Here is an 18,289-nt window from a genome sequence, read left to right as displayed (position 1 = left end):
ACTCCTGGAATGCAATGGAAGAAAGCTTTCACTTGGCGCTACCTGCGGCGGGAAGCACGATGCGGGAAAGTCCTGCCGCGCCCGTCAAGATAGCTTCGCGGCCATGCATGGTCATGCCGAAGACCGGGCCGGACACCGGTGCGGCGAGGCGGCTGAATGTCTCGCCCTGATCTGTGCTGACCAGCAGTTCGCCGGCCTGCGTGCCGAGCACCAGCCGGCCATCGGCAAGCTGCCCGCTGGCCAGCACGCTCGCACCGGTGGGCAAGGTAATCTTCTGCCACGTCTGGCCGTTGTCGACCGTGCGGAATGCGTTGCCCAGCAGACCGTAGGCAATCAGCGTCGAGCCGCTCGAGGCCATGCCGAAGAAGCTGCTTTTCGACGGCGTCTTGAGCGCAACGAAGCGCTGCGCGCTCTCGTCGAGTTTGAGCAGAAGGCCCTGCTCGCCGGCAAGGTACAGCGTGGACCCAATGCGCCGGATGGTGTGAAGGTTCAGCGCATTCGGATTGTCAACGCGCTCGAACCACGGCTCCCAGGTTTTGCCGCCGTCGGCGGTATGGAAAATAATATTGAACGAGCCGACTACCCAACCGGAACGGTCGTTGTCGAACCATACGTCGAGGAATGGTCGGCCGCCCATGTCGGCCAGAAAGCGCGCGGCTTCGTCCTGTGCGGCCTTTAAATCCGGTGACGCGCCAGTCTGGTGAGCGTAGAAACTCTGCATCAGCCTTGCCGCCGCTATGCCGTCGAGCTGCTTGTGCCACGTGGCTCCGGCGTCTGCACTGTGCAGCACCTGGCCGTCGTGTCCCACGGCCCAACCTTGCTGCGGTGTTGCAAACATGACGGAGACCAGATCCGAACTCACCGGGCTTGGCGCCTGCCGCCAATGTGCGCCGTCGTCGTCAGACAGAAGGATCACACCACGCGGTCCGACCGCAACGAGCCGCTTGCCTGCCGGCGCGACCGACATCATGGGTTCGTGCGCAGCGTTTGGCGCGGCGACGGCAGGGGTGTCGATCGGGTCGTGAAAGGCTGCGTTCGCATGGCCGGGTACGAAACAGCCCGCGGCCAGAAGCGTGAGCGTGACGGCCTGCATGAGCGGGACGAGCGCGCGAGTTGTTCCAGGGCTCATTTCATCTCCTTGCGCCGCCACGGCACACGAGGTGCCGTGACGGGCTGTCTCATCTTATTTTGTTCTGCTGGCATGCGGCGATGGCGGGCCAACCATCGCCCGCCCTGCCCATTGTCGTGCCTTAACGGACACCAGTCGACTGCATCCGGTCCGGCGTGAAGAAATCCTTAGGCAAGCTCACGTTGAAGAAGATGCCGGGCGACTCCGCAGGATGGCTGCCGAAGATATAGATGCCACTGCCGAAGTCATAGAACCAGTTGCCGAGCGAGTAAGGCACCTTGTAATCGTAGGCCGGCACGGTGGTTTCGAATCCGCCGCGATAGAGCTTTCCGGACTGGTCGTAGGCATCCATCGCACCGCCACCGCCATCTTCATCCATGTACATGACCTTCTTGCTGTACACGTGACGGACATTGGGCTTCAGTGTCAATTCGACGACCCACACCCGGTGCAATTCCCAACGCGTCGTATCGGGATTGACGAACTTCGGCGTGAGAATCTTGCTGGCGGGTGTTTCATACTGCTGCTTGTAGTCGTTGTACGGAATGTACATCTCCTTCTTGCCAACAAGCTTCATATTCCAGCGGTCCAGCTTGCCGTAGAACAACTGGATGTCATCCATAGTGATGGCGCCGGAGTAACCCGGGTTCGGCGTGTCATAGGCGAGATCGGGCGCCACACGCACACGGCGCTGGCCGGGACTGTACATCCACGACTGTTGATCATGGTCCGAGGTATTCATGAAATACCAGAAGAGCGTCGTTTCGCCGATCAGCCGAGCCGGTGCGGCATAGTCGTTGAACACCTGGTACCAGATTGCTTCGCCGCCTTTCTTCTTGAATTCGTCTTCGTTCTTGATGTCGTAGTAGGGGTAGCTCAATGAACTTTTAAATTGAGCCGCAAGCGTCGAGTTCCCGGCGCTGTCGACCAGGTAGGTCTTGACCGTATTCCTCTGGTAGGTGCCGACGTAGCGCAGTTCCCAGTCCCAGATCGCTTCCTGGCCGGTCTTGGGCACAGGGAACGGTTTGCCGCCGAAAGCGCCGGTGAGGGACAGGCCGTTTTTATCGAGCTTCGCGCTCGACGCGTTCTTCTCCGAATTTGCCAGATACCAGTCCGGAAAAGACGCGCTGCGATGCGTCGGGTAAATGTCCATCCGGTAGGTTGGATAGCGTTTGAAAAGCTCCTGCGCGCTGGCGCTCAGTTTGTCCGCGTACTGCTGATAATTTTGCGCTGTGATTTGCAGTGTCGGCTTTTCATCGGGGTAGGGATCGGCCCACTTGCCGCTGTTTGCCTTGAAGCCGGCCGGCATTGTCGTGATGCCACCGGCGTAGGCGGGGATGGTGCCGTCCTTGTTCCCGGCAATTTCCGCTCCAAATGGCGTAGTGCCTGATTCTGCCGCGAGTGCTGTCACGCCAGCGAAGGGAACCGCGCAAAGCGGGACGGCGACGGCGAGTGCCTTGACGAGTCTGGATATACGTTTCACAACTGTCTCCATCTGTTTTAGAACGTAGTCTGGTAGGTAATCCCAAGCCACGATTTGTCGCTGTACGGTGCGCCGATAGCCGATGCCGTACCGCTGCTCGAGCGTCCCTTCTTGTTCGTGTAGTACGTGTACGTGATATCTATTTCATGCTTGTTGTGGATATTGAAGTTCAATCCAATCAGGAACGTATTGAAGCCCTGCGATTCCCCGGCGTTGTTGATCACCGGTGAGTAGCCCTTCAGGTTCAGGTTGACGAAGAGGGGCATGGTCAGGTCGACGCCAGGAAACACCTGGTACCACTGCGGGCTCGCACCGATACCCATACCCATCCAGAAACGAGACGCGCAGTTGTTGTACGGATTGTTGCCGGTGCTCGAGCATTGTCCTGACGTATCGTAGCCAGACAATGCGAGGTTGCCCGGGTTGTTCTGTACAGACATCAACCGGTTGAACGCGAATTCGCCCTGTATAAACATGTTGTCCCAGAAGGGCGTCTTGCCGACAGACTGCGTCAGGTTGAAGAGCCCGTGCAACGTGCGACCCGTCGGAGCGTTGTTGATCGTCGTTGCGCTGGTGGGACTCAGCGGCATATTCCAGCGGTAGGAAATTTCAGCTGCGTACGCGGCGCTGCCAAGCGGACCGTTGATCCCTGCGCCGACCAGGTTGACGTCATTACCGTATTTCGCCTGAATGCCGGGCAGCGTGACCGGCCCCAGATTGACGCCACGGCCAGGCGCCTGCAGCGCGGCCCACGGGAACTTCATAGCGAAATGCCGGAAGGCAACTTCGGCTGTACTGCCGATCGCATCGATGCGCCATTTTCCGTCGATGCCTATATCACCCTGCTGGCCCTTGATCGGCGCAACCCGGTTCAACGGCACCGGGCCGAGTCCAGGGATCTCCGTATAAGCGGCTACCGGCGGTCCGTACAACACAGCGTCCGCGCCGCCGAAATACGTGCCGCCTTCGGGAATGCGGTCGTGATCCCATTCGAGCGTGTACTGGGCCGCCAGGGTAATGGTGTCGGTCAGCTTGGTCGACACGACGGTCTGAGTGGTCGGCAAGACCACTTCTTTGAGCGACGCGCTCGGGCTGATCGTTGCCTTGTACAGATCGATCGGTTGCTGGGAGAAGGCAATTGAATTCGTGCCGCCGATCGTCGCGAAAGCGGCCTGACCCCAGGTAATGGCCGTGCGGCCGAGTTTGACGTCAACCGGGTGGTCGCCGAGATTGAACGAGCCGAAGACAAATGCGTCGCGCAGCTCGCCGCTGGGACCCCCGTAATATTTGTCGATATAGCTCGTGTAGGTATTACCCGGATAGTTCGGCAGATTGTTGGGCGAAGGCAGCGACGTGTTGTTGCTGACGTGGCGGCGGTAGCTCGGGTCGTACCAGGCGGCCGCGCTCACGCGGAAACCCCAGTTGTCCTTGTACTTGAAGTCGAATTCACTGTACAGATTCAATCGAGCTTGAATCGTGCCGAATTTCGATGTCGAGAGGTCGCTTTCGTCGTAGCCCGGGCTGTTCGTGTAGAAGCCGTCGCGGCCTTGCAGACGCAGGCCGTAATCGCCGCGCACGGTGTTGTCCCAGTGCATGTCGATGTCAGGGTTCGGCGTAGTGATCTCGAAAGCCAATCCGCTTGTGCCGTACAGCCCGCAGACAGCCGCGAGGCAAGTGGTCCATACGGCAACGCTGATTTTCGTGGGCCGAGGCCGATAGTGTTTCATGTTGTCTCCTCTACGTTGAATTTTCGGCCTACTGCTCAGATGTCCGTTTAAGCCTGCGGAACTGTGTCCGCTCTTTTTCAACTCTCGATGGAGTGAGGTCCACCGTTGACCACTGCGTCCAGCTAGTTGCGCCGTCTCTGTTTTTTTGGACATTGTGCCGACTGTCTAGCGGAGAAATGTGAATACTGTTCGCAAATATAAACACGCATGTGGGGGTTGTCAACGCTGTTCAGGGCGGTAGTTTCACTACTGCGAGGCCGGCGCTGTTCATCGGATCAGCAGAGAGTATCCACATCCGCGCTCCCTGAAGTGCGGACAGCGTGTTGCGCTGCGCCGCTACGTTAAGCGGTCTTTGCGCAAAGGAATGGCTAAACCACTGACATCGGAAAGCAGAGGATCTCCGACACACCGCCGTCGACCATTAGCATCTGGCCGTTCATATAAGAGCTGGCTTCGGACGCGAGGAACACGGCCGCGCCGCCAAGTTCTTCGGGGCGTCCCCATCGTCCGACTGAAATGTGCGAACGGACGACTTCCTTCATTTGAGGGTTCGACGTGACGGGCTCGGCCATATCGGTCATGAAGTAGCCGGGGCAGATGCCGTTGCAGCGAATGCCGTGGCGGCCCAGTTCGGCGCCGAGCGACTTGGTGAGACCGGCCACTGCGTGCTTGCTTGCTACATACGCCTGCAGTTTTTCCCGTCCCAGGACCGAAACGTACGAACCGACGTTGATGATGCGCCCGTGTCCTTGCGCGATCATCGGCGCGGCGACCTGCTGCGCGAGAAGATAGGCCGCCGTAACGTTGGTGTCCATCGTGCGCTGCCACATGGCCGGCGTTGATTGCAGAAAATCGGACCACTCGCACATGCCGGCGTTGTTCAGCAGGATGTCTATCCTTGCGTGACGCGTGAGAACGTTCTGCACGGCGGTCGCGATGCCGGCGTGATCAGTGAGATCGAACGGCTCGAAATCAACCTGTTCGCTACTGGCGCCAGTCGTGCCGCGAATGGACCCGGCGGCGGTTTCGAGGCTGTCGCGGGAGCGGGCGGCGAGCACGACGGTCGCTCCCGCGGACGCGAGTGCGCTCGCCATCGCGAATCCCAGACCACGTGACGCACCGGTGACGAGTGCAACCTGACCATCGAGAGAGAACATTTTCATTGGCACGTCTTCCCGGCAACGAGCGCCGACCGATGGCTGGACTTGCGCAGGCATCGGTCAGAGGGAATTGGAAGATACGAACGATGTTCTACATTATGAACAACATTCGGAGATTGGCGAAATGGGGTATACGCGGGGTCGACAGGCCGCACCGCGCGATTTGTGGACAGGGATCCGTTGCAACCGACCGGCAAGCGTTAGGCGTGCAGAATCACGATCTTGCCGAAGTGGCGCTGACTTTCCAGGTGACGCAGAGCATCGGGCACGTCGGCAAAGGCAAACGTCGAATCGATCACGGGCTTTAGTCTATGGAAACCGATTGCGCGGTTCATGGTCTCGAAATCCTGGCGGGACCCGACGTGAATCGGGGCAATAGAAAGGCCGCGCATGAAGAAACCATCACCGGGCGAGGGGACACCGGTGAGCATGCCCACCACACTGATGCGGCCGCCTTTTCGTGTGGCCGCGACCGATTCGGCGAAGGTCGCCGCGCCCCCGACCTCGACGACGAGGTCGGCGCCATCGCCGTCGGTCGCTTCCAGCACGGCATCCGCCCAGCGCGGCGTGCTGCGGTAATTGATGGTGGCATCGGCGCCCAGTTGCGTAAGCCGTGCGAGCTTCGCGTCGCTCGACGAGGTAGCGATGACCCGTGCGCCGAAAAGCTTCGCGAACTGCAGTGCAAAGAGCGAAACACCGCCGGTTCCTTGCACGACCACGGTTTGCCCAGGCAGCAGCGGCCCATGTTCGCACAGCGCATTCCAGGCGGTCAGGGCCGCGCATGGCAGCGTTGCCGCCTCTTCGTCCGAGAGGTGCTCCGGTATCGCGACGAGTTCTTCTTCGCCAAGCAGAACCGTCTCGCGCAGCATGCCTTCGACGATTGCACCGCGTCCCAGCGTGTCCGAATGCTGCGGCAGCGTGCCGCCAACCCAGTTCTCATAGAACGTCGCCACGACCCGATCTCCGGGCTTCACGCGACGCACGCCCGGGCCGACGGCGATGACCGTGCCCGCACCGTCCGAGACCGGAATGTAGTTCGGCTGCAGCCAGTCTCCGAGCGCACCGCGCATAAAAAGCAGTTCGCGAGCATTGAGCGAACTGGCATTCACTTTCATCAGCACCTGATGTGGTCCCGGTGGTGGCAGGTCCGGTTCCTCGCGGAATTCCAGCCCCGTAATGCCTTCGATCCGAGCGCAGCGATAAAGCTTCATGATGGCCTCCATAGCCGTCCATCGTTAGCTGACATTGCCTCGATGGACCTTCGTTGTCGTTGACAGTGGCGAAAGATGTGGTTCAGAATATAGAACATTGTTCATAAAAGCGTCTGGAGCGTCAATTGAAAATACTTGTCGCGGTGAAGCGGGTGATCGATTACAACGTGAAGCCCCGTGTCAAAACCGACGGTTCTGGCGTGGATCTGGCCAACGTCAAAATGGCCATGAATCCGTTCGATGAAATCGCGGTGGAGGAGGCGGTGCGGCTCAAGGAAGCCGGGGCCGCAACCGAGGTCGTTGTGGTTTCGGCCGGCACCTCGCAGTCGCAGGACGTTTTGCGCACAGCGCTGGCAATGGGCGCCGACCGCGCCATCCTGGTAGAGACAGCGGCGGATTTGCAGCCGCTCGCTGTCGCCGGGCTCATGGCTGCGATCGTCGAGCGGGAAGCGCCGCAACTGGTGCTGCTCGGCAAGCAGGCGATCGACAACGACGCCGGCCAAACCGGTCAGAAACTCGCCGGATTGCTCGGCTGGCCGCAAGCCACGTTCGCCTTTAAAACGGAATTTGCGGACGGTGTGCTGACCGTGACGCGCGAAATCGACGGTGGACTCGAGCGAGTCGCGCTCGATCTTCCCGCAGTCGTCACCACCGATTTGCGCCTGAACAGCCCGCGCTATGTGACGTTGCTCAATATCATGAAAGCGAAGAAGAAGCCGCTCGATACGCTGACGCCTGACGCACTCGGCGTGGACGTGACGCCGCGTCTTACGGTACTCGAAGTGACCGAACCGCCGCCGCGCAAGAGCGGAATCATGGTGTCCGACGTCGAGGCGTTGATCGAAAAACTTCGCAATGAAGCCAAGGTGATCTGACCATGTCCATTCTCGTTATTGCAGAACACAACAACGCGTCGCTGCACCGCGCGACGCTGAATGCGGTCGCTGCCGCGACGCAGATCGGCGGCGAGGTTCATCTGCTGATTGCCGGCCACGAAGCGTCGGGCGCCGTGGCCGATGCTACGAAAGTGAGCGGCGTGACCAAAGTTTTGTACGTGGACGCCCCAGCGTATGCGCACGCGTTGCCGGAAAACCTGGCGGCGCTGGTGGTGTCGCTGGCGCAGGCGTACAGCCACGTGATCGCGGCATCGACAGCCGTGGGCAAGAACTTCATGCCGCGGGTCGCCGCGCTGCTTGACTGCGCTCAAATATCGGAAGTGGTTGGCATCAAGGCAGCGGATACCTTTGTGCGGCCAATTTACGCCGGCAATGCGCTTGCCACTGTCAGGTCGGCCGATCCGATCAAAGTGTTGACCGTTCGCACGACGGCCTTCGACGCCGTTTCGTTGGAAGGCACCGCGCCGATCGAATCCGTGCCGGCGGCGGCGTCCTATGAACGCGCACGTTTTGTCGACCAGGAACTGACTAAATCAAGCAGGCCCGAACTGGCGGCTGCCAATATCGTCGTGTCGGGCGGGCGCGGCATGCAGAACGGCGACAACTTCAGGCTCCTTGACGCGCTCGCCGACAAACTCGGCGCGGCAGTCGGCGCTTCGCGCGCGGCGGTCGACGCGGGATTCGTGCCCAACGACTATCAGGTCGGGCAAACGGGCAAAATCGTCGCGCCTCAGCTCTACATTGCTGTGGGCATCTCCGGTGCGATCCAGCATCTGGCCGGCATGAAGGATTCAAAGGTCATTGTTGCGATCAACAAGGATAACGAGGCGCCGATTTTCCAGGTCGCCGACTACGGCCTCGCGGCCGATCTTTTCGATGCTGTGCCCGCGCTCACGGAAGCGCTGGACTGACGTTGGACCGGATTGACAAGGTTCTTCCCGTCAGCCTAGTATTTTGAACGACGTTCATATATACCCACCGCTGCGCGCCGGGGACTCGATCGGCAGGTGCGCCGGGAAGCAGGAATCCAGGATCGGCACACAAGCCGGCGACACCATGAAGGAGATATCAATGGGTGACACGAATACCAGTTCGCTTGAGCATGCTGTCCGCCTCGATTTTGTGCCCAAGGATAGTTACCTGTCGAAGCAGTTCCTCGACGAGGAGACGCGAAATTTGTGGCCGCGCGTGTGGCAGGTCGCCTGCCGGCTGGAAGAGATTCCGGGCGTCGGCGACTACGTCACGTTTGACGTAATCGGCGAGTCGATCATCGTGGTGCGCACAGCCGCAGACCAGATCAAGGCCTATTACAACGTCTGTCAGCATCGCGGCCGGCGTCTGACGAACGGCTGCGGCAAGGCGGCGAAGTTTCATTGCAACTATCACGGGTGGCAATGGAACCTTGATGGAAGCGTCGCACGCGTGCTCGATCGCAGCGATTGGGAAGGCTGCCCCGACATGGCCGACGAGGATCTGCGCTTGCAGGAAGTCCTCGTGGATACATGGGGTGGATTCGTGTTCATCAACATGGATACCAACGCCGAGCCGCTTGCAAAATTCCTTGAGCCGGTTCCGGAAATCACGAACTGCTTCGAGTTCGAAAAGATGCGCTACCGCTGGTACAAGTCGATCCGGCTGCCGTGCAACTGGAAGGTCGCACTAGAGGCGTTCAACGAGGGCTATCACGTCTCGGCAACGCACCCGCAACTGCTCGACGTCGCCGGCGATGACGTCACCCGCAGTTTTGCCTATGGGCGCCACGGAATGTTCGGCTATGCGACAGCGACGCGCTTCATTGGCGGCCCGTCCTCGCGTACCGGAAAACCGCTGCCGGAAGACGTGCGCCAAGGCTTGGTCAATTTCTTCAAGGTGATGGAAGACACGCTGAAGGCGATCAATTCCGCGCGTGACTACGAAGCGTCCAAACGTCTGCTGACCGAAATGGCGCCCAATGGCAATCAGTTTGAAGTTCTGGCGAAAGCCATGGAATTCCAGCGCGAGGCCGCCGTCGCGGAAGGTGCGGGTTGGCCCGATATTTCCTTCGCGCAGATGGGGCGAGCGGGCGCCGACTGGCACGTGTTTCCAAACCTCATTTTCCTGCCTTATCCGGACGGTGCGCTGTTCTATCGCGCGCGTCCCGACGGCGACAATCCGGACTCCTGCATTTACGATATCTGGTCGCTGGTTCGCTACGCGCCGGGCGCCGAGCCGCCGCTCAAGCGTGAGTTTTACTACGGGGTCGACGACTGGAAGCAGAACGCATTGGAGAACTTTGGTCTGATCCTGTGGCAGGACTTCCAGAACATGACGAACGTGCAGCAAGGCATGAAATCGCGTGGCTTCAAAGGATCTCGCACGAATCCGCTGCAGGAGACCTCGGTGTCCAATTTCCACCGCGCGCTGCGGGAATTCATCGCCGGGAGGAATTGAGCATGAGTGCCTGGGATGCGACCTATGACTTCGTGGTTGTCGGCAGCGGCGGCGGCTCGATGTGCGCCGCGCTCGCGTGCAAGACGGCGGGCAAAGAGGCGCTGATCATTGAAAAGCAGTCGAAGGTCGGTGGCTCGACGGGGTATTCCGGCGGTGTCTGGTGGTTGCCGAACAATCATGTGATGCGGCGGCACGGCGTGCCCGATTCGTACGAGCGCGCACGGGAATACTTCGATGCGGCAGTCACCTATCAAGGGCCCGGAACGTCGCCGGCTCGTCGGGAAGCCTATTTGCGCACCGGCCCAAAGATGGCTGAATTTCTCGAACAGCAGGGCATGCAGTTCGTCTATGCGGACGGATGGTCCGACTACTACGACACATTGCCTGGCGGTGAACCTCGTGGCCGCTCACTGCTCGCAAAGTTGTTCGACGTTAAGGAACTGGGCGAATGGGCGCCGAAGCTTTCGCGCTACAAAGGGGTATCGATTCCCGCCAATTCGAACGAATTCCCACAGCTTTTCCTGCTCAAGCGCACATGGGGCGGCAAACGCAAGGCGATGCAGCTCGCGGGCCGCATGCTGTATCAGAAGCTGACGGGCAAAGAGCTGGTCTCGAACGGCGCGGCGATCCAGGGCCGCATGCTGCAAATAGCGCTGCGCGAAAACATTCCTATCTGGACCGAAACACCCGTGCGCGATCTCATCGTAGAGGACGGGCGGGTGGTTGGTGTCATTGCGATGCGCGGCGGACGTGAAATGCGCGTGCGTGCTCGCGAGGGCGTGTTATTGAATACCGGCGGGTTTTCACATAACGCCGAGATGCGCCGCAAGTATCAGCCGCAGCCGTCGTCGAGCGCGTGGACAAACGCCAATCCCGGCGACACCGGCGAGGTTCTCGAAGCCGCTGTCGCGATTGGCGGCGCGGTGGATTGCATGGAAGAGGCCTGGTGGGTCGTGACCTCGCTTGGGCCCAACGAAACTCTGCCCGAAGGCGCGCGCGCGCCCGACGGCTCGCCGCTGCCGTTCATGCATCACCTCGATCTGTCGCTGCCGTTCTCCATCATGGTCGACCAGGACGGCCGCCGCTTTTGCGACGAAGCCGGCGCCTACATGGAGATCGGCCAACGCATGTACCAGCGTCAAAAGGAAACCGGCAAGGCGGTACCGAGCTGGGTGGTGATGGACAGCCGTCAGCGCAAGTATTACCCGTGGGGCACGGCAATGCAAGGTCAGGTCCCGCAGCAGTGGCTGGACAGTGGGTACATGATCAAGGCTGGCTCGATTAGCGAGCTGGCGCAAAAGTGCGGTATCGACAGCGTCGGTTTGCAGGACACCATCACGCGCTTCAATGGCTTTTGCGAGTCGGGCGTGGACAGCGATTATGGACGCGGTTCACGTGCTTTTGATCGCTGCCACGGCGACCCAACGATCAAGCCGAATCCCAACCTCGGGCCCATCGAGCAGGCGCCCTTTTACGCAGTCCGTATGTATCCGGGCGACGTCGGTACGGCAGGCGGACTTGTCACGGATGAATATGCTCGCGTGCTAAAAGAAGACGGTTCGCTGATTCCCGGGCTCTATGCGACGGGCAACTGCACTGCGTCCGTTGTGGGCCGTTGTTATCCTGGCGCGGGCAGCAGTATCGGCGCGTCGTTCGTTTTCGGTTACATCGCCGCGCTCCATGCCAGCGGCGCACAAACGATCTGGTGATCGAAGGAGACCTTCGCATGAAAGTCCATCAGCCGCCTGGCAGTGAAGTCCTGGTCGATATCTATCGGCGCATGACGCTTATCAAGCAGAACGACGAGCGGTTTCGTGCAGTTATCAAATCCGGCAAGATGGTCCTGCCGTATTATTCGCCGCGCGGACAGGAGGTGATTCCATCGGCGGTATCCGCCTGTCTTGGCAGCGACGATTACATCTGCACGATTTATCGTGGCGTGCACGACATGATCGCCAAGGGCGTGCCGCTCAAGGATCTTTGGGCCGAGTTCGGGGGCCGTGCCACTGGCACCTGCAAAGGCAAGGGCGGACCCATGCACGTCACGCATCCGGCGTCCGGCGTGATGGTGACGACGGGAATTGTCGGCAGCTCGATGCCTATTGCGAACGGTCTCGCGCTAGCCGCGCAGATTCGTGGCGAACCCCGCGTCGCAGTCGCCTATTTTGGCGACGGCGCTACCAACATCGGCGCTTTCCACGAATCGCTGAATCTGGCGTCGGTGTGGAAGCTGCCAGTCGTTTTCGTGTGCCAGAACAATGGCTATGCCGAGCATACGAAATACGCGTACGGTACCTCGGTGGCGAACATCGCTCAGCGTGCGGTGGCGTATCAGATGCCGGGCATTACCGTCGACGGTAACGACCCCATCGCAATGCATCGCGTGGCGCGAGAGGCTATCGAGAGGGCCCGCGAAGGCGGCGGTCCGACGTTGATCGAAGCCAATACATTTCGCTTTCACGGCCACGTGTTCGGCGACCCGGATGCCTATATGGACCAGAACGAAAAGGCGGCGTGGGTGGCAAAAGATCCGGTGCCGCTCTTCCGGGCATGGCTGATCGCCGCGAAGCATGCGACCGAAGCGCAGCTGGCGGAGATGGAAGCGAACCACAACGCGGAAATCGACGCGGCTGTCGAGTTCGCGCTGTCGAGCGACTATCCGGACGTCGCCGAGCTGCGGCGCGATATCTTCAAAGACGAGGTGCTGGCATGAACCAGACGCAGACCGACATCAATACGATTCAGGCCGTCAATCTTGCCCTTGACGACGCCATGGCCGCGGACGTCAATGTCATCGTGCTTGGCGAGGACGTGGCCGACGGGCAGGAAGGGGGCATTGTCGGCGTGACCAAAGGTCTGTCGACCAGGTACGGCACGTCGCGCGTCCGCTCCACGCCGATTTCGGAGCAGGCCATCATTGGCGCGGCGATTGGTGCGTCGATCGTCGGCATGCGTCCGGTCGCCGAAATCATGCTGATGAATTTCACAACGGTCGCGATGGACATGATCGTCAACCACGCCGCCAAGTTGCGCTTCATGTCGGGCGGCCAGACCCATGTGCCGCTCGTGATCCGCACGATGACGGGCGCCGGGTTCGGCACGGGTGGCCAGCACGCCGACTATCTGGAAGCATGGTTCGCACACGTTGCAGGCATCAAGGTCGTGGCGCCGTCTACGCCCGCCGACGCTTACGGCCTGATGCTGTCCTGCATCGACGACGACGACCCGTGCCTCTTCATCGAGAACATGCCGACCTATTGGAATCCAGGCAAGGCGCCCGAGCGCGGCGTGCGGATTCCGCTCGGCAAAGCCAACGTGGTCCGCACCGGCACCGATGTGACCGTCATCACCTATAGCCGCCGCGTGCATGACGTGATGGCTGTGGCCGAACAGCTTGGTGCGTCAGGGATCTCCTGCGAGGTGATCGATTTGCGGACGATTTCACCGCTCGACACGGAAACGATCCTGACCTCGGTGGCTAAAACGGGCCGCGCTGTCGTTGTGCATGAGGCGGTCAAGCCATTCGGAGTCGGCGCGGAAATCGCGTCGCGCATCTACGAATCGCTGTTTCGTGAACTGAAGGCGCCTGTGCAGCGGGTCGGTTCCCAGTTCTGCCCGGTCCCATTTTCGAAGCCGTTGGAAGATGCCTTCGTGCCGGGGGCCGCGGAGATCGAAGCAGCGATTCGCGCAACGCTCGATGACACAGGTTCGAAGTCCCCATCCCGGTTTTCCTGATCTTGAAGAGAGCACTTATGTCCACACAGGTTTTGCTTCCAAAGCTGGGCTTTTCGATGAACGAAGGCACGCTGACCGAATGGCTGCTGGAAGACGGCGCGGCCGTCACTGAAGGTCAGGCGCTCTATGCGCTGGAAAGCGACAAGTCAGTGCAGGAAGTCGAGGCGCCGGCTTCAGGAACGCTGCGCATCGTTGCCCAGATCGGCGAGGTTTATCCGGTCGGTACGGTACTGGCGGAGATCGTCTGATTTGCCGGTCGTCCTTTACGTTGATTGAACCCGTCTAGCGAGGCATCCGAAATGAGCGTCGAATCCGTTTCCACCGCACCTCCCGTGGCTGCGCCGGCAGTTGTCAATGGTTCGGCGCCGGCCGGTGTCGGCGCGAATCTTCCCCCGTGGCCGCAGGTCGACTTCGCCGAATTTGGCGAAGTCGAGGTCAAGCCGGTCTCACGCATTCAGAAGCTGACGGGCGCGTTCCTGTCGCGCAACTGGCTGACGATTCCGCACGTCACCCATCAGGACGACGCCGACATCACAACGCTCGAGGCCTTCCGCAAGGCGTATAACGAGGGTGGACCCGCAGTCAAGCTGACGCCGCTGGTATTTCTCATCAAGGCGGCGGTTCGTGCGTTGCGGGAGTTCCCGCAATTCAATGCATCGCTGGACGGTGACGGCAAAAACCTCGTGCTCAAAAAGTACTTCCACATTGGGGTCGCGGTGGACACGCGTTTCGGTCTTCTCGTGCCGGTCTTGCGCGACTGTGACAGGAAGAGCGTTCTGGAACTGGCGGCTGAGCTAACAGCGGTGTCGCTCAAGGCGCGTGAGAAAGGCCTTTCGATGGCGGAAATGTCCGGCGGCTGCTTCTCGATCAGCTCACTGGGAGGGTTTGGCGGCACGGGCTTCACGCCGATCATCAACGCCCCCGAAGTTGCCATTCTCGGAGTGACGAAAACCCGGCTGACGCCCCAGCCCTCCGGCGACGGCGGTATCGACTGGCGCAAGATGTTGCCGCTTTCGCTGAGCTACGATCATCGCGTGATCAACGGTGCGGACGCAGCTTGCTTCACGGCGTTCATAGCTGCGGCGCTTGCAGACCCGCAGACGCTTGCGGCCTGACATTCGAGCGTTAAACATACGAAGACAGGATCGAGATGAAAACGATTGGGGAGATGATAGAGCGCAATGCCCGCTTCTATGCGGACAGGGAAGCCCTGGTTTTCGGTAGCCGGCGCGTGACTCATGGCGAGATGGCAGCGCGAGCCCGCCGGTTCTCCGATGCGCTCTACCAGCGTGGGCTCCGGCGTCAGGACCGGGTCGCGGTACTGGCGATGAATTGCGCGGAGTACTACGAGACTTACCGGGCATGCGAATGGGCCGGCTTTCTGCTCGCCACAATCAACTTCCGGCTTGCGCCAGCGGAGATCTCGCACATCCTGAAGGATGCGGCGCCGAAAGCCCTTGTTTTCGAGGCGCAATATTCGGAGCTCGTGGACGGTCTGCGCTCGCAGATGCCGGACATCGAACAATATATTTGTATCGGCGATGCACCGCCGTGGGCGACATCTTTCGAGGCCGTCATGGAAGCCGGCTCGCCGGAGGGACCGCCCATCCGCTCGCAGCCCGACGACTACGCTTATCTCATCTACACGAGCGGCACGACAGGTCGCCCAAAAGGCGTGGTCCGCACGCACCGCGCGATGTGCGCGACCGCGGACAGCTGTGCGCTCGTGACGGAATTCTCGGGGCACTCACGCGTGTTGCAGACCACGCCGGCGTTTCACGTAGGCGGTATCGGTTATGTGAACGCGGTCGCGTGGATGGGCGGCACCACCGTGTTGCACCGTGGTTTCGAGCCGAAGGCGGTGCTCGAGGCGATTCAGGCAGAGCGCATCACCTTCACGTTTCTCGTCTCGGCGATGCTCCAGGCGTTGCTCGATGTACCCGAACTGGCGTCGTACGATTTATCGAGCATCGAGAACATCACGACGGCGGCCGCGCCGGTTCCTGTGCCACTGCTCCAGAGAGGTATCGAGGTGCTCGGTCCCGTGTTCGCGGTCCAGTACGGCATGACCGAGAGCAATGCCTGCTGGCTGCCCGCGCACGAGGTCCGGCCGCATGGCACGTCCGAGGAAATTCGACGGTTGGCGTCGGTGGGTCATCCGTGTCCGGGCATTGAATTGCGCATCGTCGACGATAACGGGGTGGACCTTCCGCAGGGACAGACCGGCGAAGTGTGGCTGCGCTCGGCCACCCAGATGACCGGTTACTGGAACAACAGCGTCGCAACGGTAGAAGCGTTGCGCGACGGCTGGTATCGCAGCGGTGACATGGGCTATCAGGATAGCTGCGGCTACGTTTTTCTTGTCGACCGTAAGAAGGACATGATCATCTCGGGCGGCGAAAACATTTACAGCCGCGAAGTCGAAGACGCGTTGCTTCAGCATCCCGCGGTGATGGATGCCGCAGCGATCGGCGTGCCGCACGAGAAATGGGGCGAATGCGTGAAGGCGATCGTCGTTCTGCGCACAGGGGAATCAAGTCAGGAAGCCGAACTCATCGCATTCTGCCGCGAGCTGATCGCAAGCTACAAATGTCCGAAGTCGATCCAGTTCGTCGACGAACTCCCGCGCCTGCCTACCGGAAAGATCAGCAAGGTCATATTGCGCCAGCGTTTTAGCAGCTGAACTTCTGGCGCGCGAGTACCTTCTTCGAATGAGAGTGAATCATGGGCAAATGGCTTAAAAGCACCGAATGCGTTCAGTTCGATGTAGCTGAACGCGTTGCGCGAATCACGCTGAATCGTCCGGATAAACGGAATGCGATTAACGGTGTCCTTCTGCGTGAACTGAAAGAGGCGCTGCTCGAAGCCGATGATCTGAAGTCGGTCAATGTGATCGTACTGCGCGGAGCCGGTAAAGATTTTTGCGCCGGTTACGACCTCGTCACCACGTATTCGGACCGCGCGGCTGAACAGGTCGATCCGGGTGAGTATCGCGGCACGATACGCAGCTTCGATGACGATTGCTGGTCGATGGAGCGGCAGTCGGAAACCGTCAACCTGATGGCCGAAATTCACAAGCCGATCATTGCTCAGGTGCACGGTAACTGCCTCGCCGGTGGCACGGACCTCGCGTTGGCCTGCGATATGGTGCTGGCGGCGGACAACGCGCGGATCGGCTTTCCGGCGACCCGCGCCAATGGCTCGCCGCCGGCGCACATGTGGTTCTATCACGTCGGGCCGCAGTGGGCGAAGCGCCTTTTGCTGTCGGGCGACTCACTAACGGGCCGCGATGCCGCGAAGATCGGTCTCGTGATGGATGCGGTACCCATCGAGGAACTCGACGCTGAAGTATCGGAACTGGCGCGCCGGCTGTCTTTCGTCGACGCGGACTTGCTCTCGGCGAACAAGCGGATTGTGAACCTCGGCCTCGAACTCGCGGGTGCGCGCGCGCTGCAACGCCTCGCTGTCGAGAACGATGCGCGCGCGCATCAGAGCCAGGGACCGCGCCGGGCACAATTCAAGGCCGACATGGAAACCGTCGGTCTGAAAGATGCGCTCAAGCGTCGCGACGAGCCGTTCGGCAACGGCATGATCAAACTGCGTGCACGCGGTGAATGAAGCTTTTCGCCTGATGCGGGGAGCCTCTGAACGAGCCGTGCGATTCACCCACTGAAGACCGTTAAACCATGGATGTCGAACTTTCATTACAGGGTGCGATTGCAACGCTATCGCTGAACCGGCCCGAAAAGCTCAACGCGTTGACGCCGGAAATGCTGACCCTGCTGATCGAACATCTCGATCGTATCGAGCGGGACTCCGCAATCCGTGCGGTGATCCTGACGGGCGCAGGGCGTGCATTTTGCGCGGGCGCCGATATCAAGGGCAGCGGCGCGGCGCCCCCGCAAATGAGCGTATCGCACGCGCGCCAGTCGATGGCCGTGTACCAGCAGATTGCATTGCGGCTCTATAACCTCAACAAGCCAGTGATCGCGGCGGTACGAGGCGTAGCGGTTGGCATTGCATGGAGCTATGCGCTTTGTGCCGACTTGCTACTGGTGTCGGACACAGCCCAGTTCATCCCCGCGTTTCTGATGCGAGCGACGCTGCCCGAAGGCGGCATGGTGCATCTGCTCGCGCGTCACTGCGGCGAATTCCGCGCGAAAGAGATCATGTATCTCAATCGCAAGCTGACCGGGCAAGAGGCATTTGAGTGCGGGTTGGCGAACCGCGTCGTCGAAGATGAAAAGCTCATGCAGGTTGCCGAGGACCTCGCTGCGGAACTGGCAGCAATGCCGACCTTCTCGATTGGACTGACGAAGCAGTTGTTCCGTTCGAACGCCGGCACAATGGAACAGTTTCTTGTAGAGGAACTCAACGCTGTCGCTCTGGCTGTGAATTCCGAGGATGCGGCCGAGGGGCGACTGGCCGCGCGCGAAAAACGGACGCCGGTTTTCAAGGGGCGTTAGTCGATCACCTGATCCGATGCACGCAGCCGGGCAAGCAAGGCAGCGAGCCATT

16 protein-coding genes are annotated in these 18,289 nt (G+C 60.5%); 11 read left to right on the top strand and 5 right to left on the bottom strand.

The window, feature by feature from the left end; all coding sequences use genetic code 11:
* Positions 1–28: 28 nt before the first annotated feature.
* The 5 genes from C0Z16_RS24075 to C0Z16_RS24055 form a co-directional block, all read right to left on the bottom strand.
* Positions 29–1,129 carry a WD40/YVTN/BNR-like repeat-containing protein gene (locus tag C0Z16_RS24075; protein WP_244201334.1) on the bottom strand — a complete coding sequence of 367 codons (1,101 nt, stop codon included), beginning with the start codon at positions 1,127–1,129 and terminating at the stop codon, positions 29–31.
* Between the two features lie 121 nt (positions 1,130–1,250).
* Complete coding sequence (locus C0Z16_RS24070; protein ID WP_175130722.1) at positions 1,251–2,624, bottom strand: DUF1329 domain-containing protein; 1,374 nt, start codon at positions 2,622–2,624, stop codon at positions 1,251–1,253.
* Between the two features lie 5 nt (positions 2,625–2,629).
* The gene (locus tag C0Z16_RS24065) at positions 2,630–4,339 is read right to left on the bottom strand and encodes a DUF1302 domain-containing protein (protein ID WP_102634573.1); all 1,710 of its coding nucleotides are present in this window, start codon (positions 4,337–4,339) and stop codon (positions 2,630–2,632) included.
* A gap of 368 nt (positions 4,340–4,707) precedes the next feature.
* Positions 4,708–5,502, bottom strand: a complete 795-nt coding sequence (locus tag C0Z16_RS24060) for a glucose 1-dehydrogenase (RefSeq protein WP_102634572.1) — start codon at positions 5,500–5,502, stop codon at positions 4,708–4,710.
* Positions 5,503–5,699: 197 nt separating this feature from the next.
* Positions 5,700–6,710: a zinc-dependent alcohol dehydrogenase family protein gene (locus C0Z16_RS24055; RefSeq protein WP_102634571.1), complete on the bottom strand. Its 1,011-nt coding sequence runs from the start codon at positions 6,708–6,710 to the stop codon at positions 5,700–5,702.
* Positions 6,711–6,835: 125 nt separating this feature from the next.
* Between C0Z16_RS24055 and C0Z16_RS24050 the strand changes: the two genes are divergently transcribed.
* From C0Z16_RS24050 to C0Z16_RS24000, 11 genes are all read left to right on the top strand, one after another.
* Positions 6,836–7,585, top strand: coding sequence for an electron transfer flavoprotein subunit beta/FixA family protein (locus C0Z16_RS24050; protein ID WP_102634570.1), 750 nt, complete (start codon positions 6,836–6,838; stop codon positions 7,583–7,585).
* Between the two features lie 2 nt (positions 7,586–7,587).
* Complete coding sequence (locus C0Z16_RS24045; RefSeq protein ID WP_102634569.1) at positions 7,588–8,517, top strand: electron transfer flavoprotein subunit alpha/FixB family protein; 930 nt, start codon at positions 7,588–7,590, stop codon at positions 8,515–8,517.
* Positions 8,518–8,677: 160 nt separating this feature from the next.
* On the top strand, positions 8,678–10,036 hold the full coding sequence (locus C0Z16_RS24040; RefSeq protein ID WP_102634568.1) for an aromatic ring-hydroxylating oxygenase subunit alpha: 1,359 nt from the start codon (positions 8,678–8,680) through the stop codon (positions 10,034–10,036).
* Between the two features lie 2 nt (positions 10,037–10,038).
* Positions 10,039–11,745: an FAD-binding protein gene (locus C0Z16_RS24035; protein WP_102634567.1), complete on the top strand. Its 1,707-nt coding sequence runs from the start codon at positions 10,039–10,041 to the stop codon at positions 11,743–11,745.
* Positions 11,746–11,762: 17 nt separating this feature from the next.
* Positions 11,763–12,749, top strand: coding sequence for a thiamine pyrophosphate-dependent dehydrogenase E1 component subunit alpha (locus C0Z16_RS24030; RefSeq protein ID WP_102634566.1), 987 nt, complete (start codon positions 11,763–11,765; stop codon positions 12,747–12,749).
* Entirely contained in the window at positions 12,746–13,771 is a 1,026-nt protein-coding gene (locus C0Z16_RS24025) for an alpha-ketoacid dehydrogenase subunit beta (RefSeq protein ID WP_102634565.1), read from the top strand. Before C0Z16_RS24030 ends, C0Z16_RS24025 begins: the two co-directional genes overlap by 4 nt.
* A gap of 17 nt (positions 13,772–13,788) precedes the next feature.
* Positions 13,789–14,019: a biotin/lipoyl-containing protein gene (locus C0Z16_RS24020; RefSeq protein WP_102634564.1), complete on the top strand. Its 231-nt coding sequence runs from the start codon at positions 13,789–13,791 to the stop codon at positions 14,017–14,019.
* Between the two features lie 51 nt (positions 14,020–14,070).
* Positions 14,071–14,886 (top strand): 2-oxo acid dehydrogenase subunit E2, encoded by an 816-nt coding sequence (locus C0Z16_RS24015; protein WP_102634563.1) that lies wholly within the window; start codon positions 14,071–14,073, stop codon positions 14,884–14,886.
* 35 nt (positions 14,887–14,921) lie between these two features.
* Positions 14,922–16,454 carry a class I adenylate-forming enzyme family protein gene (locus C0Z16_RS24010; protein WP_102634562.1) on the top strand — a complete coding sequence of 511 codons (1,533 nt, stop codon included), beginning with the start codon at positions 14,922–14,924 and terminating at the stop codon, positions 16,452–16,454.
* Positions 16,455–16,495: 41 nt separating this feature from the next.
* Positions 16,496–17,389: a crotonase/enoyl-CoA hydratase family protein gene (locus C0Z16_RS24005; protein WP_102634561.1), complete on the top strand. Its 894-nt coding sequence runs from the start codon at positions 16,496–16,498 to the stop codon at positions 17,387–17,389.
* Positions 17,390–17,457: 68 nt separating this feature from the next.
* Entirely contained in the window at positions 17,458–18,237 is a 780-nt protein-coding gene (locus tag C0Z16_RS24000; protein WP_102634560.1) for an enoyl-CoA hydratase/isomerase family protein, read from the top strand.
* The last annotated feature ends 52 nt before the right edge of the window (positions 18,238–18,289 follow it).

Source organism: Paraburkholderia rhynchosiae (assembly GCF_002879865.1).
In the GTDB taxonomy this organism is placed as follows: Bacteria; Pseudomonadota; Gammaproteobacteria; order Burkholderiales; family Burkholderiaceae; genus Paraburkholderia; species Paraburkholderia rhynchosiae.
This window is presented reverse-complemented; position numbering and strand designations above follow the sequence as displayed.